We start from the raw sequence: 20,863 nt of genomic DNA on the forward strand, positions 1-20,863 counted from the left end.
ATAGGCCGCCATCGCTGGCAAGCCAGCTCCCACAGGGATCGGGTTCCAATATTCAAAAACGAGGACACCGCATGGAATGGCTCCCCCACATCACCGTCGCTACCATCGTCGAGGACAACGGCCGCTTCCTGATGGTCGAAGAACACAAGGCCGGGCGTAACGTGCTCAACCAGCCCGCCGGCCATCTCGATCCGGGCGAAACCCTGATCGAAGCCGCCGTGCGCGAAACTCTCGAAGAAACCGGCTGGGACGTCGAGCCCACCGGCGTCATCGGCATTTACCTGTACACCGCGCCAAGCAACGGCGTGACCTACCAGCGCGTGTGCTTCAGCGCCAAAGCCGTGCAACACCACGCGGATTATCAACTCGACGACGGCATCGTCGGCGCCAAGTGGCTGACCCGCGACGAATTAATCACCCAACGCGACAACTGGCGCAGCGAGCTGATCATCCGCTGCATAGACGATTATCTGGCCGGTCATCACTTCAGCCTCGAACTGATCCGCCCTTCTCTTTAGCCTTGAGGCCGCGAGCCTGCTAGAATCGCGTCCTTTTTCAAGACACTCATTGAATCCCTATGCGTGATCCAGCCCCTTCTGACACATCCAAGAAGCGCGTCATTGTCGGCATGTCCGGCGGCGTGGACTCTTCCGTTTCCGCTCTCCTGCTGATCGAGCAGGGTTATGAAGTGGAAGGCCTGTTCATGAAGAACTGGGAAGAAGACGACGGAACGGAATACTGCACCGCCATGGACGACCTGGCGGATGCCCAGGCTGTCTGCGACAAGATCGGTATCAAGCTGCACACCGCCAACTTCGCCGCCGAGTACTGGGACAACGTGTTCGAGCACTTCCTCGCCGAATACAAGGCCGGTCGCACGCCGAACCCGGACATCCTCTGCAACCGCGAGATCAAGTTCAAGGCGTTCCTCGACTACGCCATGATGCTCGGCGCCGACCTGATCGCCACAGGTCACTACGTGCGCCGCCGCGACATCGATGGCCGCACCGAACTGCTCAAAGGCCTCGATCCGAACAAGGATCAGAGCTACTTCCTGCACGCCGTTGGCGGCGAACAGATCGCCAAGACCCTGTTCCCGGTCGGCGAACTGGAAAAGCCTGAAGTGCGTGCAATTGCCGAGAAATACGAGCTGGCCACCGCCAAGAAGAAGGATTCCACCGGGATCTGCTTCATCGGCGAGCGGCGTTTCAGCGACTTCCTCAAGCAATACCTGCCGGCGCAACCGGGCGAAATCAAGACCACCGAAGGCGACGTCATCGGCCGTCACCACGGTTTGATGTACCACACCATCGGTCAGCGTCAGGGCCTCGGTATTGGCGGCTTGAAGGACGCCGGTGATGAGCCGTGGTACGTGCTGCGCAAGGATCTGGACACCAACGAGCTGATCGTCGGCCAGGGCAACAACCATCCATGGTTGTTCTCCAGCGCCCTGCTCGCTTCGGAAATCTACTGGGTCAACCCGATCGACCTGAGCCAGCCGCTGCGCCTGACCGCGAAAGTGCGTTATCGCCAAAGCGATCAAGCCTGTACTCTGGAAAAAACCGCCAACGGCTACCGCGCCGTGTTCGATGAACCGCAACGCGCGGTGACGCCGGGCCAGTCCGTAGTGTTCTATGACGGTGAAATCTGCCTCGGCGGCGGCGTGATCGAAGTCGCCGAGCCGTGGAGCGGCCAGGCATGAGCCCGACTCAGGAGCAACTGACGGCGCTCGGCGGTGTGTTTCTCGCCGCTGTACTGGTCGACCGGATCGCCAAGACCGGGCAAACCAGCGAGGCCGGCCTGAGCTGCATGCTCGGCAGCCTGCTGGTGCGCGACCCAAAGGACACGCTGGACGTCTACGGAGGCGATGACCTTAATCTGCGCGAGGGCTACCGCGCCCTGATCGGCGCCCTCGAGCGCGATCCAAGCACGCTGCAACGCGAGCCACTGCGCTACGCCCTGTCGATGCTCGGCCTGGAGCGTCAATTGGCCAAACGCAACGACATGCTCGACACCATCGGCAAGCGTTTGCCGCAGATTCAGTCGCAGGTCGAGCATTTCGGTCCGGCCCACGAAAACGTGGTCGCGGCTTGCGGCGCGTTGTACCAGGACACCCTGAGCACCCTGCGCCAACGCATTCAGGTGCATGGCGACATGCGCAATCTGCAACAGCCGAGCAATGCCTCGAAGATCCGTGCCCTGCTGCTTGCCGGCATCCGTTCGGCGCGTCTGTGGCGACAGCTCGGCGGCCATCGCTGGCAGTTGGTGATCAGCCGGCGCAAGCTGCTCAAAGAGCTGTATCCGTTGATGCGCAGCGAGTAATTCGCCCTGCAACAAAAGCTTTGTAGTCTGTAACGCGTAATACGCCGGTCAGTTGGCAACGGACCGGCGGATTTTTTCATGTATGATACGCGCCCCATTTCGTTGCCCGACTGTCCGAGAACACCCCATGCAGCTTTCTTCGCTCACTGCGGTTTCCCCTGTTGACGGCCGCTACGCCGGCAAAACCCAGGCCCTGCGCCCGATTTTCAGCGAGTACGGTCTGATCCGTGCCCGTGTTCTGGTTGAAGTGCGCTGGCTCCAGCGTCTGGCCGCCCACGCTGGTATCCCTGAAGTGCCAGCCTTCTCCGCCGAGGCCAACGCCGTTCTCAATGAACTGGCTGAAAACTTCTCGCTGGAGCACGCCGAGCGCGTCAAAGAGATCGAGCGCACCACCAACCACGACGTCAAAGCGATCGAATACCTGCTCAAAGAGCAGGCGGCCAAGCTGCCGGAGCTGGCCAAGGTCAGCGAGTTCATCCACTTTGCCTGCACCAGCGAAGACATCAACAACCTGTCCCACGCTCTGATGCTGCGCGAAGGCCGTGACGACGTGATGCTGCCGCTGATGCGCCAGACCGCCAACGCCATCCGCGAACTGGCCATCCGTTTCGCTGACGTGCCGATGCTGTCGCGCACCCACGGTCAACCAGCCTCCCCGACCACTCTGGGTAAAGAGCTGGCGAACGTGGTTTACCGTCTCGAGCGTCAAATCGCTCAAGTCGCCGCCGTACCGCTGCTGGGCAAGATCAACGGCGCTGTCGGCAACTACAACGCGCACCTGTCGGCCTACCCGCAGATCGACTGGGAAGCCAATGCCCGCGCCTTCATCGAAGACGAGCTGGGTCTGGGCTTCAACCCGTACACCACGCAGATCGAACCGCACGACTACATCGCCGAGCTGTTCGACGCGATCGCACGCTTCAACACCATCCTGATCGACTTCGACCGTGACATCTGGGGCTACATCTCCCTGGGTTATTTCAAGCAGCGCACCATCGCTGGCGAAATCGGTTCGTCGACCATGCCGCACAAAGTCAACCCGATCGACTTCGAAAACTCCGAAGGCAACCTGGGCATCGCCAACGCACTGTTCCAGCACCTGGCGAGCAAGCTGCCGATCTCCCGCTGGCAGCGCGACCTGACCGACTCCACCGTACTGCGCAACCTCGGTGTCGGCTTCGCCCACAGCGTGATCGCTTACGAAGCCAGCCTCAAAGGCATCAGCAAACTGGAGCTCAACGAGCAGAAGATTGCTACTGACCTCGACGCGTGCTGGGAAGTATTGGCTGAGCCGATCCAGACCGTGATGCGCCGCTACAACATCGAAAACCCGTACGAGAAGCTGAAAGAACTGACCCGCGGCAAGGGCATCAGCCCTGAAGCGCTGCAGACTTTCATCGATGGTCTGGACATGCCTGCGCAAGCGAAAGCCGAGCTCAAGCAACTGACCCCGGCCAACTACATCGGCAACGCTGTAGCGCAAGCCAAACGCATCTGATCGACCGCTTGATCCGTTTGAGACGCCCGGCCGCGCCGGGCGTTTTTATTCCCGTCTGAAAAGTGCTTTTTTTCAATAGGTTACATATGAATTCCGATATTCCTCTTCAACTTCTGGGCGGCCTCACAGCACGCGAATTCCTGCGCGACTACTGGCAGAAAAAGCCGCTGCTGATCCGTCAGGCGATTCCTGACTTCGAAAGCCCGATCGACGCCGACGAACTGGCCGGCCTGGCCCTGGAAGAAGAAGTCGAATCGCGCCTGGTGATCGAGCATGGCGAGCGCCCATGGGAACTGCGTCGCGGCCCGTTCGCTGAAGACGAATTCAGCAAATTGCCGGAAAAAGAGTGGACCCTGCTGGTTCAGGCCGTCGACCAATTCGTCCCGGAAGTCAGCGAGCTGCTGGAAAACTTCCGCTTCCTGCCAAGCTGGCGCGTCGACGACGTGATGATCAGCTTCGCCGCTCCCGGTGGCAGCGTTGGTCCGCACTTCGATAACTACGACGTGTTCCTGCTGCAAGGCCACGGCAAGCGCAACTGGAAAATCGGCCAGATGTGCGATTCCGAGAGCCCGCTGCTGCAACACGCAGACCTGCGCATCCTCGCTGAATTCCACGAGACTGAAGAATGGGTACTGGAACCGGGCGACATGCTCTACCTGCCGCCGCGCTTGGCGCACTGCGGTGTCGCGGTCGATAACTGCATGACCTACTCGGTCGGCTTCCGCGCACCAAGCGCTTCCGAAGTACTGACTCACTTCACCGACTTCCTCAGCCAGTTCCTGACTGACGAAGAGCGCTACACCGATGCCGATGCACAGCCAGCAGCCGATCCGCACCAGATTCAACACGACGCACTGGATCGTCTGAAAGCGCTGCTCGCCGAACACATGAGCGACGAGCGCCTGCTGCTGACCTGGTTCGGCCAGTACATGACCGAGCCGCGTTACCCGGAACTGGTGGCCGGCCCGGAAGAAATCGAAGAAGAAGATTTCCTCGCGGCCCTGCAGGATGGCGCCATTCTGATCCGCAACCCGAGTGCGCGTCTGGCCTGGTCGGAAGTCGATGACGACCTGCTGCTGTTCGCCAGCGGCCAGAGCCGTTACCTGCCGGGCAAACTGCGCGAACTGCTGAAGCTGATCTGCGCCGCCGACGCCCTGCACACCGACAACCTCGGTGAGTGGCTGAACGACGAAGACGCTTGCGGCCTGCTGTGCCAGCTGGTCAAGCAAGGGAGCCTGGGGTTCGCTGATGAATAAAATTCGCGTTCGTGTCGCAGACTGGCAGAAGGACATCGCCGAGATCCGGCGCATTCGTGAAACGGTGTTCATCGCCGAGCAATCGGTGCCACCTGAGCTGGAATGGGACGCGGACGACGCGACCGCCGTACATTTTCTGGCGTTTGAAGGCGACTTTCCGATCGGTACTGCGCGCTTGCTGCCTGATGGGCATATCGGCCGGGTTTCGGTGCTGAAAGACTGGCGCGGCATGAAGGTCGGTGATGCGCTGATGCAAGCGGTGATTGCCGAAGCTGAAGAGCGTGGCTTGAAGCAGCAGATGCTCAGTGCACAGGTGCAGGCCACGGCGTTCTATGAGCGCTTGGGTTTCAGCCTGGTCAGCGAGGAATTCCTCGAGGCCGGGATTCCGCATGTCGACATGGTTCGGCATTCGGCATAAGACCGAGTTGCTGCCTTCGTCGGAACGCCGCCCGGAGCAGGCTCGCTCCCACACTGGACCTGTGCCTGACGCACAATTTGTGTCCGCTGGAGATCTACTGTGGGAGCGAGCCTGCTCGCGAAGAGGCCCACAAGAACACCACAAACCGCCCCGACATCAACCGATGCCGGGGCGTTTTGCTGTCTACGATTCAACTTGGCCCACCCAAGGCCGACAAACTGGCAATATCAAGCCTTTAGAAAGCGGAGATAACGGACATGTCCCTACGCACCCTGCTCACCACCCTGCTGCTCGGTTGCAGTTTTTCGGTGATGGCAGCCACAGAAATCGTGCCTCTCAATTACCGCACCAGCGCCGACATGCTGCCGATGGCACAAGACTTCCTCGGCAAGGACGGTCAGGTCAGCGCCTACGGCAACCAACTGATCATCAAGGCCGAGCCGGACAAGATTCAGGAACTCAAGGCACTGATCACCCAACTGGACACCGCGCCGAAACGCCTGCTGATTACCGTCGACACTAACGAAAACAACGGCCGTGGCGACGAAGGTTATTCGGTCAACGGCGCGCAGCCGAACCAGACCCGCATCATCAGCCGCAGCACCGCCAGTCGCGACGGCGGCGTGCAGCAGGTGCAGGCCACCGACGGCATGCCGGCGCTGATTCAAGTCGGCCAGAGCGTGCCGATCACCAGCAGCCAGAGTAATTCCTACGGCGACTACAGTAGCCAGACCCAATATCGCAACGTCACCCAGGGTTTCTATGTCACCGCCAGCGTTACCGGCGACATCGTTCACCTGGCGATCAGTACCAACCGTGACCGCATGAGCCAGGAACGTCCCGATGTAGTGAACGTGCAAAGCACCGACACAACTGTCAGCGGGCGCCTCGGCGAATGGATCACCCTCGCCGGCGTCAATCGCCAGACTCAGGCAGACAAACAGGGCCTGACCCGCAGCTACTCGACTCAAGGCCGGGATGACATGACCTTGCGAGTGAAAGTCGACGCCCTGGACTAAAGCACCAAAAACTGACTGATTAGTCGTATTAGACGAAAGATGTAGTGCTTGAAAAAAAGCACTACAAAACGTTTGACGAGGCAAAAAAGCGAAGGCATGATGGCCTCGCTCCCGCTAATCAGAGGCCCTGGCAAGGGCCTTCGAAGCGATGTTCGCACCTACCCCGCGAACCGCTTCGTGTCTGTACCGCCCACAAGGTGTGTTTGACGAGGTTGCCGACTGGAACGAAGTTGTCCCGAGGGACGGAAGCGTATTTAGGTAACCCGGCATCACACTGTAGACCGTATAGAGGCCCACGACGCCCGAATGCACCCACAGTCCGCCACTACCTGCTCACTTCCCCTCGAGCCCATAGTTCATCCCGTCGCCTACCCCGCCGAATCCGACTTGACCACCTAAGCTTCTGGTCAGCGAGCGCAGGAATTTTCCACCGCAGAACAACTTTTCATAAAGACGCGACGAGGTTTATCTCCATGGCACTGACACGCGAACAGCAAATTGCAGCCCTCGAAAAAGACTGGGCTGAAAACCCGCGCTGGAAAGGCGTGACACGCACTTACTCCGCTGCTGACGTCGTCCGTCTGCGTGGCTCGGTTCAACCTGAGCACACCTTTGCAAAAATGGGCGCCGACAAGCTGTGGAACCTGGTCACCCAGGGTGCCAAGCCGTCCTTCCGTCCTGAGAAAGATTTCGTCAACTGCATGGGCGCCCTGACTGGCGGCCAGGCTGTTCAACAGGTCAAAGCCGGTATCCAGGCGATCTACCTGTCGGGCTGGCAAGTGGCTGCGGACAACAACTCCGCAGAATCCATGTACCCGGACCAGTCGCTGTACCCGGTGGATTCGGTTCCAACCGTGGTCAAGCGCATCAACAACTCGTTCCGTCGTGCTGACCAGATCCAGTGGAAAGCCGGCAAGAACCCGGGCGACGAAGGCTACATCGACTACTTCGCACCGATCGTGGCTGACGCTGAAGCCGGTTTCGGCGGCGTGCTGAACGCTTACGAGCTGATGAAGAGCATGATCGAAGCAGGCGCCGCCGGCGTTCACTTCGAAGACCAACTGGCTTCCGTGAAAAAATGCGGCCACATGGGCGGCAAAGTACTGGTTCCAACTCAGGAAGCCGTACAGAAGCTGACCGCTGCTCGTCTGGCTGCTGACGTTGCCGGTACTCCGACCATCATTCTGGCCCGTACCGACGCTAACGCTGCTGACCTGCTGACCTCCGATTGCGACCCGTACGACCAGCCGTTCGTGACTGGCGAGCGCACTCAGGAAGGTTTCTACAAGGTCCGTGCCGGTCTGGATCAAGCCATCGCCCGTGGTCTGGCTTACGCGCCATACGCCGACCTGATCTGGTGCGAAACCGCCAAGCCGGATCTGGACGAAGCTCGTCGCTTCGCCGAAGCAATCAAAAAGGAATACCCGGACCAACTGCTGTCGTACAACTGCTCGCCTTCCTTCAACTGGAAGAAAAACCTCGACGACGCGACCATCGCCAAGTTCCAGCGCGAACTGTCCGCCATGGGCTACAAGCACCAGTTCATCACCCTGGCCGGCATTCACAACATGTGGCACAGCATGTTCAACCTGGCGCACGACTACGCCCGCAACGACATGACTGCCTACGTGAAGCTGCAAGAGCAGGAATTCGCCGACGCTGCCAAGGGTTACACCTTCGTGGCTCACCAGCAGGAAGTGGGCACCGGCTACTTCGACGACATGACCACTGTGATTCAAGGTGGGTCGTCGTCGGTAACCGCACTGACCGGTTCGACCGAAGAAGAACAGTTCCACTGATTCGGCTTCGCTGAGCAAACGGCCTTTGCGGATCGTATAGAAAGCTAACCGCAGAGCCGCAAAACTAACGCCCCGACTGGTTCGGGGCGTTTTTTTGCCCCCGGAAAACACACCCTCCCCTGTAGGAGCTGCCGAAGGCTGCGATCTTTTGACTTTGTTTTTTCAGAATCAAAAGCAGGATCAAAAGATCGCAGCCTTCGGCAGCTCCTACAGGGATCGGTGTCGTTCGGAGAAAACATTGATCCAGAGCGGTACATCCGTCAGAAAAATCCGCTAAAACGGGCGCCGTCGCTACTTGCAGTAACGTGCAAGTAAGACAACTTCCCAACTGACATCCCGTTAAACAGTTACAAAACCACTCCAAACGATATCAATTATCATTTAGCCGCAACTATGTTCGTTACATTCCCTACAAAACATTATTTGCATAAACCCGCCTAATGCCCGCAACGCATGGGCTGCAGGGCATTGGAGATGCGCTATGTCCTTATTCCAATAAATAATTTCGCTATAGGAATTTTACTTGCAGGGTGTTTAGCCATAAAATCAGCGCGATTGATTGCTGCGACATATCGTCACTGCCTATTTCTTTATCAAGCTCAGAGACCTTTGCTCTCTGTTAAGGATTACCAGCATGCCCGAAGCGACAGGACTCATGGCCCACAACTGGGGCTTTGCCATTTTCCTTCTGGGTGTCGTCGGCCTGTGTGCCTTCATGCTTGGCGTCTCCAGCCTCCTCGGGTCAAAAGCCTGGGGTCGCAGCAAAAACGAACCGTTCGAGTCCGGCATGCTACCTACCGGTGGCGCCCGCTTGCGGCTCTCAGCCAAATTCTATCTGGTCGCGATGCTCTTCGTGATCTTCGATATCGAAGCCCTCTTTCTCTTTGCATGGTCTGTGTCCGTCCGCGAAAGCGGCTGGACCGGATTCGTCGAAGCTCTCGTTTTCATAGCAATTCTGTTGGCAGGTCTTGTCTACCTGTTCCGAGTGGGCGCCCTTGACTGGGCTCCGGAAGCTCGTCGCAAGCGGCAGGCGAAGCTGAAACAATGAGGCTTTGGCAATGCAATACAATCTCACCAGGATCGACCCCGATGCTCCTAACGAGCAATATCCGATTGGCGAACGGGAAACCGTTTCCGATCCGTTAGAAGATCAAGTCCACAAAAACATTTTCATGGGCAAGCTGGAAGACGTGCTGAGTGGCGCGGTCAACTGGGGACGTAAGAACTCCCTGTGGCCGTACAACTTCGGCTTGTCGTGCTGCTACGTGGAAATGACCACCGCCTTCACGGCGCCCCACGACATCGCACGCTTTGGCGCCGAAGTTATCCGGGCATCGCCGCGTCAGGCCGACTTCATGGTTATCGCCGGCACCTGCTTCATCAAGATGGCGCCAATCATCCAGCGTCTCTACGAGCAGATGCTCGAACCGAAGTGGGTTATCTCCATGGGTTCGTGCGCTAACTCCGGTGGCATGTACGACATCTACTCTGTGGTTCAAGGGGTGGACAAGTTCCTGCCCGTGGACGTCTACGTACCTGGCTGCCCTCCTCGTCCGGAAGCATTTCTGCAAGGCTTGATGCTGCTGCAGGAATCGATCGGCAAGGAGCGTCGTCCGCTTTCCTGGGTCGTTGGCGATCAAGGCGTTTATCGCGCCGACATGCCTTCGCAGAAGGAAGAGCGCCGCGAACAGCGAATCGCAGTCACCAACCTGCGCAGCCCTGACGAAGTCTGATCCAGATCTGTTCTGACAAAGAAACGAGAAGCTGGCTTCATTCTTTACGTTGACCGAAAGCGAAAAAATAACCATGACTACAGGCAGTGCTCTGTACATCCCGCCTTATAAGGCAGACGACCAGGATGTGGTCGTTGAATTGAACAACCGTTTTGGCGCCGAAGCGTTCACCGCTCAGTCGACCCGTACCGGCATGCCGGTGCTGTGGGTCGCGCGCGCCAGGCTCGTTGAAGTCCTGACTTTCCTGCGCAACCTGCCCAAGCCGTACGTCATGCTCTATGACCTGCACGGCGTGGACGAGCGTCTGCGCACCAAGCGTCAAGGGCTGCCGAGCGACGCTGAGTTCACCGTGTTCTATCACCTCATGTCGCTGGAACGTAATAGTGACGTGATGATCAAGGTCGCCTTGTCCGAGAGCGACCTCAGCTTGCCGACCGTCACCAGCATCTGGCCGAACGCCAACTGGTACGAGCGTGAAGTCTGGGACATGTTCGGTATCGACTTCAAAGGTCACCCGCACCTGTCGCGCATCATGATGCCGCCGACCTGGGAAGGTCACCCGCTGCGCAAGGACTTCCCGGCGCGCGCCACTGAATTCGATCCGTACAGCCTCAACCTCGCCAAGCAACAGCTTGAGGAAGAAGCCGCGCGCTTCCGTCCGGAAGACTGGGGCATGAAGCGTTCCGGCCCGAACGAGGACTACATGTTCCTCAACCTCGGCCCGAACCACCCTTCGGCGCACGGCGCGTTCCGCATCATTCTGCAGCTGGACGGTGAAGAGATCGTCGATTGCGTGCCGGACATCGGTTACCACCACCGTGGTGCCGAGAAGATGGCCGAGCGCCAGTCGTGGCACAGCTTCATCCCCTACACCGACCGTATCGACTACCTCGGCGGCGTGATGAACAACCTGCCGTACGTGCTCTCGGTCGAGAAGCTGGCCGGCATCAAGGTGCCTGAGAAGGTCGACGTCATCCGCATCATGATGGCCGAGTTCTTCCGGATCACCAGCCACCTGCTGTTCCTCGGGACTTACATCCAGGACGTCGGCGCCATGACTCCGGTGTTCTTCACCTTCACCGACCGCCAGAAGGCGTACACGGTGATTGAAGCCATTACCGGTTTCCGTCTGCACCCGGCCTGGTACCGCATCGGTGGCGTCGCCCACGACCTGCCGCGCGGCTGGGAAAAACTGGTGAAAGACTTCGTTGAATGGCTGCCAAAACGCCTCGACGAATACACCAAGGCTGCCCTGCAAAACAGCATCCTCAAGGGCCGTACCATCGGCGTTGCCCAGTACAACACCAAAGAGGCCCTGGAATGGGGCGTCACCGGTGCTGGCCTGCGTTCGACCGGTTGCGACTTCGACCTGCGTAAAGCGCGCCCGTATTCCGGCTACGAGAACTTCGAGTTCGAAGTACCGCTGGCTGCCAACGGCGATGCCTACGACCGCTGCATGGTTCGCGTCGAAGAAATGCGCCAGAGCATCAAGATCATCGACCAGTGCATGCGCAACATGCCGGAAGGCCCGTACAAGGCGGATCACCCGCTGACCACGCCGCCGCCGAAAGAGCGCACGCTGCAGCACATCGAAACCTTGATCACGCACTTCCTGCAAGTTTCGTGGGGCCCGGTGATGCCGGCCAACGAATCCTTCCAGATGATCGAAGCGACCAAGGGCATCAACAGTTATTACCTGACGAGCGACGGCGGCACCATGAGCTACCGTACCCGGATCCGCACTCCAAGCTTCCCGCATTTGCAACAGATCCCTTCGGTGATCAAAGGCAGCATGGTCGCGGACATGATTGCGTACCTGGGTAGTATCGATTTCGTTATGGCCGACGTGGACCGCTAAGCATGAACAGCACGCTTATCCAGACAGACCGTTTCACCCTCAGTGAAACCGAGCGCTCGGCCATCGAGCACGAGCTGCATCACTACGAAGACCCGCGCGCGGCGTCGATCGAAGCCCTGAAGATCGTTCAGAAAGAACGCGGCTGGGTGCCGGATGGCGCCCTGTACGCGATCGGCGAGATCCTCGGCATCCCGGCCAGCGACGTTGAAGGTGTGGCTACTTTTTACAGCCAGATTTTCCGTCAGCCGGTCGGCCGTCACATCATTCGCGTCTGCGACAGCATGGTCTGCTACATCGGCGGCCATGAGTCGGTGGTCAGCGAAATCCAGAACAATCTGGGCATCGGCCTGGGTCAGACCACCACCGACGGTCGCTTCACCCTGCTGCCTGTCTGCTGCCTCGGCAACTGCGACAAGGCACCGGCGCTGATGATCGACGACGACACCTTTGGTGATGTGCAGCCTGCTGGCGTCGCCAAACTGCTCGAGGGCTACGTATGACCCTGACATCTTTCGGTCCTGCCAACCGCATCCAGCGTTCGGCCGAGACTCACCCGCTGACCTGGCGTCTGCGCGATGACGGCGAAGCCGTGTGGCTCGACGAGTACCAGGCCAAGAACGGTTACGCCGCTGCGCGCAAAGCCTTCGCCGACATGGATCAGGACGCCATCGTCCAGACCGTGAAAGACGCAGGCCTCAAAGGTCGCGGCGGTGCAGGTTTCCCCACGGGTGTGAAGTGGGGCCTGATGCCCAAAGACGAATCCATCAACATCCGTTACCTGCTGTGCAACGCGGATGAAATGGAGCCGAACACCTGGAAAGACCGCATGCTGATGGAGCAACTGCCCCATCTGCTGATCGAAGGCATGCTGATCAGTGCGCGCGCGCTGAAAACCTACCGTGGCTACATCTTCCTGCGTGGCGAATACACCACCGCCGCCAAGCACCTCAACCGTGCCGTGGAAGAAGCCAAGGCTGCGGGCCTGCTGGGTAAAAACATTCTGGGTTCGGGTTTTGATTTTGAACTGTTCGTCCACACCGGCGCCGGACGTTATATCTGCGGTGAAGAAACCGCACTGATCAACTCCCTCGAAGGCCGCCGCGCCAACCCGCGCTCCAAGCCGCCCTTCCCTGCCGCTGTTGGCGTGTGGGGCAAGCCGACCTGCGTGAACAACGTGGAAACCCTTTGCAACGTGCCGGCGATCATTGCCGACGGCGTTGACTGGTACAAATCGTTGGCGCGCGAAGGCAGCGAAGACATGGGCACCAAGCTCATGGGCTTCTCCGGCAAAGTCAAAAACCCGGGCCTGTGGGAACTGCCGTTCGGCGTCACCGGTCGCGAGTTGTTCGAAGACTACGCCGGCGGCATGCGCGACGGCTTCAAGCTCAAGGCCTGGCAGCCAGGTGGCGCCGGTACCGGTTTCCTCCTGCCTGAACACCTCGACGCGCAAATGTACGCCGGCGGCATCGCCAAAGTGGGCACCCGTATGGGTACCGGCCTGGCCATGGCGGTGGATGACAGCGTCAACATGGTCTCCTTGCTGCGCAACATGGAGCAGTTCTTCGCTCGCGAGTCGTGCGGTTTCTGCACCCCGTGCCGCGATGGTTTGCCATGGAGCGTCAAGCTCTTGATGGCCATCGAACAAGGCCGCGGTCAGCCGGGCGACATCGAGACCCTGCTGGGACTGGTCAACTTCCTCGGCCCGGGCAAGACCTTCTGTGCTCACGCACCGGGTGCCGTGGAACCGTTGGGCAGTGCCATCAAATACTTCCGTCCAGAGTTCGAAGCCGGTATCGCGCCAGTCAGCGCCGCCGTCCCGCCTCTGGCAAGGCCGATCGTAATCGGCGCGTAAACGCTTAACAGGTGAAGGGCCTGGGCCCTTCTCCTCCTGCGATGACGCCTTTCGAGGCTGGTTTGATTCGCACGGATAACAAGATTCCATTAGCCACGCCCGCTGACACCGGGCCAACGAAGACCTTTGAACCATGGCCACTATCCACGTAGACGGCAAAGCGCTCGAAGTCGACGGGGCAGACAACCTGTTACAGGCATGTCTGTCGCTGGGCCTCGACATCCCTTATTTCTGCTGGCACCCCGCGCTTGGTAGCGTCGGGGCTTGCCGCCAGTGCGCGGTCAAGCAGTACACCGACGAGAACGACACCCGTGGTCGCATCGTCATGTCCTGCATGACCCCTGCCACCGACAACACCTGGATCTCCATCGAAGATGAAGAATCCAAGGCGTTCCGCGCCAGTGTTGTTGAATGGCTGATGACCAACCACCCGCACGACTGCCCTGTGTGCGAAGAAGGCGGTCATTGCCACCTGCAAGACATGACAGTGATGACCGGCCACAACGAGCGCCGTTATCGCTTCACCAAACGTACCCACCAGAACCAGCAACTGGGCCCGTTCATTTCCCACGAAATGAACCGCTGCATCGCTTGCTACCGCTGCGTGCGTTTCTACAAGGATTACGCTGGCGGCACCGACCTCGGTGTGTTCGGCGCCCACGACAACGTGTACTTCGGTCGCGTTGAAGACGGCACCCTCGAAAGCGAGTTCTCCGGCAACCTCACCGAGGTCTGCCCGACCGGTGTGTTCACCGACAAGACTCACTCCGAGCGCTACAACCGCAAGTGGGACATGCAGTTCGCGCCGAGCATCTGCCATGGCTGCTCGAGCGGTTGCAACATTTCCCCGGGCGAGCGTTACGGCGAACTGCGTCGCATCGAAAACCGTTTCAACGGTTCGGTGAACCAGTACTTCCTGTGCGACCGTGGCCGTTTCGGTTATGGCTACGTCAACCGTACCGACCGTCCACGTCAGCCGCTGCTGGCCGACGGCACCAAGCTCGGTCTGGATGCTGCACTGGATAAAGCTGCTGACTTGCTGCGCGGTCGCAACATCGTTGGTATCGGTTCGCCGCGTGCCAGCCTTGAAAGCAACTACGCGTTGCGCGAACTGGTCGGCGCCGAGCACTTCTATTCGGGTATCGAAGCCTCCGAACTGGAACGCATCCGTCTGGTCCTGCAAGTGCTGAAAGACAGCCCGTTGCCAGTGCCGAACATGCGCGACATCGAAGACCACGACGCGATTTTCGTCCTTGGCGAAGACCTGACCCAGACCGCCGCCCGTGTAGCGCTGTCGCTGCGTCAATCGGTCAAAGGCAAAGCTGAAGACATGGCCGAAGCCATGCGCGTTCAGCCTTGGCTCGACGCTGCGGTGAAGAACATCGGTCAGCACGCGCTGAACCCGCTGTTCATCGCCAGCCTGGCGGAAACCAAGCTCGACGACATCGCTGAAGAATGCGTACACGCAGCTCCCTGACGATCTGGCGCGCATCGGTTTCGCCGTTGCTCACGCACTGGACGCCAGCGCCCCGGCCGTTGAAGGTCTGGACGCCGAAGCACTGCAACTGGCTCAGCGCATCGCTGACGCCCTGCTCGCCGCCAAACGTCCGCTGATCATCGCCGGTACTTCGCTGGGCTCCAAAGCCTTGATCGAAGCCGCCGCGAACATCGCCAAGGCGCTGAAGCTGCGCGAGAAGAACGGTTCGATCAGCCTGATCGTCCCGGAAGCCAACAGCCTCGGTCTGGCCATGCTCGGTGGCGAATCGGTGGATGCGGCGCTGCAAGCCGTGATCGATGGCAAGGCCGACGCGATCGTCGTGCTGGAAAACGATTTGTACACCCGCACCGCCAAAGACAAAGTCGATGCTGCACTGAACGCTGCGCAAGTGGTGATCGTTGCTGACCATCAGAAGACTGCTACCAGCGACCGCGCGCACCTGGTTCTGCCAGCGGCAAGCTTCGCTGAAGGCGACGGTACGCTGGTCAGCCAGGAAGGCCGCGCCCAGCGCTTCTTCCAGGTTTTCGACCCGCAATACATGGATGCGAGCATTCTGGTTCACGAAGGCTGGCGCTGGCTGCACGCCCTGCGCGCGACCCTGCTGAACCAGCCGATCGACTGGACGCAACTCGACCACGTCACCGCTGCCGTTGCTTCGAGCACCGAGCAACTGGCGCGTATCGTCGACGCTGCACCGTCCGCCGCGTTCCGCATCAAGGGTCTGAAACTGGCACGTGAGCCGCTGCGTTATTCCGGTCGCACCGCGATGCGCGCCGACATCAGCGTTCACGAACCGCGCACCCCGCAAGACAAAGACACCGCGTTCGCCTTCTCCATGGAAGGTTACTCGGGCTCTACCGAACCGCGTCAGCAAGTGCCATTCGCATGGTCGCCGGGCTGGAACTCGCCACAAGCGTGGAACAAGTTCCAGGACGAAGTCGGTGGTCATATCCGCGCTGGCGACCCGGGCACCCGCCTGATCGAAAGCACTGGCGACTCGCTGAACTGGTTCGCTGCCGCACCGCGCGCATTCAACCCGGCGCCGGGCACCTGGCAAGCCGTGCCGTTCTTCCACTTGTTCGGCAGCGAAGAAAACTCTTCGAAAGCCGCGCCGGTTCAAGAGCGCATTCCGGCTCCATACGTGGCTCTGGCCAAGTCGGAAGCGGATCGTCTGGGCGTCAATGACGGTGCTCTGCTGAGCCTGAACGTCGCTGGTCAGACCCTGCGTCTGCCGCTGCGCATCAATGAAGAACTGGGCGCCGGTCTGGTGGCATTGCCTGCGGGCATCGCCGGCATTCCACCGGCATTCGCCGGCGTATCCGTCGACGGTCTGCAGGAGGCAGCGCAATGACCTGGTTCACCCCTGAAGTGATCGATGTGATCCTCTCGGTCGTTAAAGCCATCGTGATTCTGCTGGCCGTTGTGGTGGCAGGCGCGTTGCTCAGCTTTGTCGAACGTCGCCTGCTGGGCTGGTGGCAGGACCGTTACGGTCCGAACCGCGTTGGCCCGTTTGGTATGTTCCAGATCGCCGCCGACATGCTGAAGATGTTCTTCAAGGAAGACTGGACCCCGCCGTTTGCCGACAAAGTGATCTTCACTTTGGCACCGGTGGTGGCGATGTCCGCCTTGCTGATCGCCTTTGCGATCATCCCGATCACCCCGACCTGGGGCGTCGCGGATCTGAACATTGGCCTGCTGTTCTTCTTCGCCATGGCCGGTCTGTCGGTCTACGCGGTGTTGTTCGCCGGCTGGTCGAGTAACAACAAGTTCGCCCTGCTCGGCAGCTTGCGTGCGTCGGCGCAGACCGTGTCCTACGAAGTGTTCATGGGCCTGGCCCTGATGGGCATCGTGGTGCAGGTCGGCTCGTTCAACATGCGCGACATCGTCGAGTACCAGGCGCAGAACCTGTGGTTCATCATTCCGCAGTTCTTCGGCTTCTGTACCTTCTTCATCGCTGGCGTCGCCGTGACTCACCGTCACCCGTTCGACCAGCCGGAAGCGGAACAGGAACTGGCCGACGGTTACCACATTGAATACGCCGGTATGAAATGGGGCATGTTCTTCGTCGGTGAATACATCGGCATCATCCTGATCTCGGCGCTGTTGGTCACCCTGTTCTTCGGTGGCTGGCACGGTCCGTTCGGCATCTTGCCGCAACTGGCCTTCGTCTGGTTCGCACTGAAGACCGCGTTCTTCATCATGCTGTTCATCCTGCTGCGCGCTTCCATTCCGCGTCCGCGTTATGACCAGGTGATGGATTTCAGCTGGAAATTCTGCCTGCCACTGACCCTGATCAATTTGCTGGTGACCGCTGCAGTCGTGTTGTGGAACACGCCTGCAGTCGCGGTTCAGTGAGGATTTGACCCATGTTCAAATATATTGGCGACATCGTTAAGGGTACTGGTACCCAGTTGCGCAGCCTGGTCATGGTCTTCGGCCATGGCTTTCGCAAGCGCGACACCCTGCAATACCCGGAAGAAGCGGTCTACCTGCCACCACGCTACCGTGGTCGCATCGTCCTGACCCGTGACCCCGATGGCGAAGAGCGTTGCGTTGCCTGCAACCTGTGCGCTGTGGCTTGCCCGGTGGGTTGCATCTCGCTGCAGAAAGCTGAAACCGAAGACGGTCGCTGGTACCCGGACTTCTTCCGTATCAACTTCTCGCGCTGCATTTTCTGCGGTCTCTGCGAGGAAGCCTGTCCGACCACCGCAATCCAGCTGACCCCGGATTTCGAGATGGCCGAGTTCAAACGTCAGGACCTGGTGTACGAGAAAGAAGATCTGTTGATCTCCGGCCCCGGCAAAAACCCTGATTACAACTTCTATCGTGTTGCAGGTATGGCAATCGCTGGCAAGCCGAAAGGCTCCGCGCAGAACGAAGCCGAACCGATCAACGTGAAGAGCTTGCTGCCTTAAGGAAGAACGATGGAATTCGCTTTCTATTTCGCATCGGGTATCGCTGTTGTGTCCACGCTTCGCGTAGTCACCAACACCAACCCTGTGCACGCCCTGCTCTACCTGATCATCTCGTTGATCGCCGTGGCCATGACCTTCTTCGCACTCGGCGCACCGTTCGCCGGCGTGCTGGAAGTGATCGCCTACGCCGGCGCCATCATGGTGCTGTTCGTGTTCGTGGTGATGATGCTCAACCTGGGCCCAGCCTCGGTTCAGCAAGAACGCGTCTGGCTCAAGCCCGGCATCTGGGCCGGTCCGGTGATTCTCGCCGCGCTGCTGCTGGCCGAACTGCTGTATGTGCTGTTCGCTCACCAGAGCGGTCAGGCCATCGGCCACACCACCGTAGACGCGAAAGCCGTGGGCATCAGCCTGTTCGGCCCGTATCTGCTGGTGGTCGAACTCGCCTCGATGCTGCTGCTCGCCGCAGCCGTCACGGCGTTCCATTTGGGCCGTAACGAGGCGAAGGAGTAAGACATGCCTGCTATCCCTCTCGAACATGGTCTGGCGGTCGCCGGCATCCTGTTCTGCCTTGGTCTGGTCGGCCTGATGGTCCGCCGCAACATTTTGTTCGTGTTGATGAGTCTGGAAGTGATGATGAACGCCTCTGCACTGGCGTTCATTGTTGCTGGCGCCCGTTGGGGCCAGCCGGATGGACAGATCATGTTCATCCTGGTGATCAGCCTTGCAGCCGCCGAGGCCAGTATTGGTCTGGCGATCCTGCTGCAACTGTATCGCCGCTTCCACACGCTCGATATCGACGCTGCCAGTGAGATGCGCGGATGAACCTGATCTTTCTGACTTTCGTATTCCCTCTGATCGGTTTCCTGCTGCTGTCGTTCTCCCGTGGACGCTGGTCGGAAAACCTCTCGGCGCTGATCGGCGTGGGTTCCATTGGCTTGTCGGCGATTGTCGCCGCCTACGTCATCTGGCAATTCAACGTCGCACCTCCCGAAGGCGGTCACTACACCCTGGTGCTGTGGAAGTGGATGGCGGTCGAAGGCTTCAAGCCTGACTTCGCCCTCTACGTCGACGGCCTGTCGATCACCATGCTTGGCGTGGTCGTTGGCGTCGGTTTCCTGATTCACCTGTTCGCGTCCTGGTACATGCGCGGCGAAGCGGGTTACTCGCGCTTCTTCTCGTACACCAACCTGTTTATCGCCAGCATGCTGTTCCTGGTGCTCGGCGATAACCTGTTGTTCCTGTACTTCGGCTGGGAAGGCGTGGGCCTGTGCTCGTACCTGTTGATCGGTTTCTACTACAGCAACCGCAACAACGGTAACGCCGCCCTCAAAGCCTTCATCGTGACCCGGATCGGCGACGTGTTCATGGCCATCGGCCTGTTCATCCTGTTCCAGCAAGTGGGCACGCTGAACATCCAGGAACTGCTGGTGCTGGCACCGCAGAAATTCCAGGTCGGCGACTTCTGGATCACCTTGGCGACTCTGATGTTGCTGGGTGGCGCGGTCGGTAAATCGGCACAACTGCCGCTGCAAACCTGGCTCGCGGACGCGATGGCCGGCCCGACTCCGGTTTCGGCACTGATCCACGCCGCGACGATGGTAACTGCCGGTGTCTACCTGATCGCCCGTACCCACGGTCTGTTCACCCTGGCGCCGGAAATCCTGCACCTGGTCGGCATCGTTGGCGGTGTGACCCTGGTACTGGCTGGTTTCGCTGCACTGGTTCAAACCGACATCAAACGTATCCTCGCCTACTCGACCATGAGCCAGATCGGCTACATGTTCCTGGCGCTGGGCGTTGGTGCATGGGATGGCGCGATTTTCCACCTGATGACCCACGCCTTCTTCAAGGCCCTGCTGTTCCTTGCTTCCGGTGCGGTAATCGTTGCCTGCCACCACGAGCAGAACATCTTCAAGATGGGCGGTCTGTGGAAGAAACTGCCACTGGCCTACGCCAGCTTCATCGTTGGTGGCGCCGCCCTGGCCGCGCTGCCTCTGGTCACCGCAGGCTTCTACTCCAAGGACGAAATCCTTTGGGAAGCGTTCGCCAGCGGCAACCACGGTCTGCTTTACGCAGGTCTGGTCGGCGCGTTCATGACGTCGCTGTACACCTTCCGCCTGATCTTCATCACGTTCCACGGTGAAGCCAAGACCGAAGCCCACGCCGGTCACGGCATCTCGCACTGGCTGCCACTGTCGGTACTGATCGTACTGTCGACTTTCGTCGGTGCGATGATCGTGCCGCCGCTGCACGGCGTACTGCCAGAAAGCGTTGGCCATGCCGGTGGCGAAGCCAAGCACAGTCTGGAAATCGCTTCGGGCGCCATCGCCCTGGCCGGTATCCTGCTGGCAGCGCTGCTGTTCCTCGGCAAGCGTCGCTTCGTCACGGCCATCGCCAACAGCGGCATCGGCCGTTTCCTTTCGGCCTGGTGGTTCGCTGCCTGGGGCTTCGACTGGATCTACGACAAACTGTTCGTCAAGCCTTACCTGGCGATCAGCCACGTACTGCGCAAAGACCCGCTCGACCAGACCATCGGTCTGATCCCGCGTATGGCCAAGGGCGGTCACACTGCCCTGAGCCGCACCGAGACCGGTCAACTGCGTTGGTACGCTGCTTCGATGGCTGCTGGTGCCGTGCTGGTGATTGGCGCCATCGTGCTGGTAGCGGTCTGATATGAACCTTGCGAATTTGCGAA

General features: G+C 59.7%; 18 protein-coding genes and 1 pseudogene. All 19 read left to right on the forward strand.

Annotated features, from left to right (window positions below; all coding sequences use genetic code 11):
• Positions 1-71: 71 nt before the first annotated feature.
• The 19 genes and pseudogenes from RMV17_RS18415 (at position 72) to nuoL (ending at position 20,840) form a co-directional block, all read left to right on the forward strand.
• On the forward strand, positions 72-518 hold the full coding sequence (locus RMV17_RS18415; RefSeq protein WP_311881616.1) for an NUDIX hydrolase: 447 nt from the start codon (positions 72-74) through the stop codon (positions 516-518).
• 59 nt (positions 519-577) lie between these two features.
• The gene (gene mnmA / locus RMV17_RS18420) at positions 578-1,702 is read left to right on the forward strand and encodes a tRNA 2-thiouridine(34) synthase MnmA (protein WP_034155134.1); all 1,125 of its coding nucleotides are present in this window, start codon (positions 578-580) and stop codon (positions 1,700-1,702) included.
• Complete coding sequence (hflD, locus tag RMV17_RS18425) at positions 1,699-2,322, forward strand: high frequency lysogenization protein HflD (protein ID WP_034155133.1); 624 nt, start codon at positions 1,699-1,701, stop codon at positions 2,320-2,322. The genes mnmA and hflD overlap by 4 nt, the downstream gene beginning before the upstream one ends.
• Before the next feature lie 127 nt (positions 2,323-2,449).
• Positions 2,450-3,820, forward strand: coding sequence for an adenylosuccinate lyase (purB, locus tag RMV17_RS18430; protein ID WP_311881617.1), 1,371 nt, complete (start codon positions 2,450-2,452; stop codon positions 3,818-3,820).
• A gap of 86 nt (positions 3,821-3,906) precedes the next feature.
• Positions 3,907-5,076 carry a cupin domain-containing protein gene (locus RMV17_RS18435; RefSeq protein ID WP_007920198.1) on the forward strand — a complete coding sequence of 390 codons (1,170 nt, stop codon included), beginning with the start codon at positions 3,907-3,909 and terminating at the stop codon, positions 5,074-5,076.
• Complete coding sequence (locus tag RMV17_RS18440) at positions 5,069-5,494, forward strand: GNAT family N-acetyltransferase (RefSeq protein ID WP_034155132.1); 426 nt, start codon at positions 5,069-5,071, stop codon at positions 5,492-5,494. The genes RMV17_RS18435 and RMV17_RS18440 overlap by 8 nt, the downstream gene beginning before the upstream one ends.
• A 257-nt stretch (positions 5,495-5,751) precedes the next feature.
• Positions 5,752-6,513, forward strand: a complete 762-nt coding sequence (locus RMV17_RS18445; protein WP_034155131.1) for a secretin N-terminal domain-containing protein — start codon at positions 5,752-5,754, stop codon at positions 6,511-6,513.
• Between the two features lie 473 nt (positions 6,514-6,986).
• Positions 6,987-8,312, forward strand: a complete 1,326-nt coding sequence (aceA, locus tag RMV17_RS18450; protein WP_034155130.1) for an isocitrate lyase — start codon at positions 6,987-6,989, stop codon at positions 8,310-8,312.
• Between the two features lie 634 nt (positions 8,313-8,946).
• Complete coding sequence (locus RMV17_RS18455) at positions 8,947-9,360, forward strand: NADH-quinone oxidoreductase subunit A (protein ID WP_003223812.1); 414 nt, start codon at positions 8,947-8,949, stop codon at positions 9,358-9,360.
• Between the two features lie 10 nt (positions 9,361-9,370).
• Complete coding sequence (locus RMV17_RS18460; protein ID WP_007920192.1) at positions 9,371-10,045, forward strand: NuoB/complex I 20 kDa subunit family protein; 675 nt, start codon at positions 9,371-9,373, stop codon at positions 10,043-10,045.
• A 73-nt stretch (positions 10,046-10,118) separates the two neighbouring features.
• Positions 10,119-11,903 (forward strand): NADH-quinone oxidoreductase subunit C/D, encoded by a 1,785-nt coding sequence (gene nuoC, locus RMV17_RS18465; RefSeq protein WP_007920189.1) that lies wholly within the window; start codon positions 10,119-10,121, stop codon positions 11,901-11,903.
• Between the two features lie 2 nt (positions 11,904-11,905).
• The gene (gene nuoE, locus RMV17_RS18470; RefSeq protein WP_007920186.1) at positions 11,906-12,403 is read left to right on the forward strand and encodes an NADH-quinone oxidoreductase subunit NuoE; all 498 of its coding nucleotides are present in this window, start codon (positions 11,906-11,908) and stop codon (positions 12,401-12,403) included.
• Positions 12,400-13,755 carry an NADH-quinone oxidoreductase subunit NuoF gene (gene nuoF, locus RMV17_RS18475; protein ID WP_007920184.1) on the forward strand — a complete coding sequence of 452 codons (1,356 nt, stop codon included), beginning with the start codon at positions 12,400-12,402 and terminating at the stop codon, positions 13,753-13,755. Before nuoE ends, nuoF begins: the two co-directional genes overlap by 4 nt.
• Before the next feature lie 133 nt (positions 13,756-13,888).
• A pseudogene (gene nuoG / locus RMV17_RS18480) lies at positions 13,889-16,604 on the forward strand (NADH-quinone oxidoreductase subunit NuoG).
• Positions 16,601-17,608: an NADH-quinone oxidoreductase subunit NuoH gene (nuoH, locus tag RMV17_RS18485; protein WP_007920179.1), complete on the forward strand. Its 1,008-nt coding sequence runs from the start codon at positions 16,601-16,603 to the stop codon at positions 17,606-17,608. Before nuoG ends, nuoH begins: the two are co-directional and overlap by 4 nt.
• Before the next feature lie 11 nt (positions 17,609-17,619).
• Entirely contained in the window at positions 17,620-18,168 is a 549-nt protein-coding gene (gene nuoI / locus RMV17_RS18490; RefSeq protein ID WP_007920177.1) for an NADH-quinone oxidoreductase subunit NuoI, read from the forward strand.
• Positions 18,169-18,177: 9 nt separating this feature from the next.
• Positions 18,178-18,678 carry an NADH-quinone oxidoreductase subunit J gene (nuoJ, locus tag RMV17_RS18495; protein ID WP_007920176.1) on the forward strand — a complete coding sequence of 167 codons (501 nt, stop codon included), beginning with the start codon at positions 18,178-18,180 and terminating at the stop codon, positions 18,676-18,678.
• Positions 18,679-18,681: 3 nt separating this feature from the next.
• A complete protein-coding gene (gene nuoK, locus RMV17_RS18500; protein WP_003223790.1) occupies positions 18,682-18,990 on the forward strand; it encodes an NADH-quinone oxidoreductase subunit NuoK in 309 nt (102 codons plus the stop codon).
• Positions 18,987-20,840, forward strand: a complete 1,854-nt coding sequence (nuoL, locus tag RMV17_RS18505; protein ID WP_007920175.1) for an NADH-quinone oxidoreductase subunit L — start codon at positions 18,987-18,989, stop codon at positions 20,838-20,840. Before nuoK ends, nuoL begins: the two co-directional genes overlap by 4 nt.
• Positions 20,841-20,863: the final 23 nt, after the last annotated feature.

The organism is Pseudomonas sp. VD-NE ins, assembly GCF_031882575.1.
GTDB lineage: Bacteria > Pseudomonadota > Gammaproteobacteria > Pseudomonadales > Pseudomonadaceae > Aquipseudomonas > Aquipseudomonas fluorescens_BZ.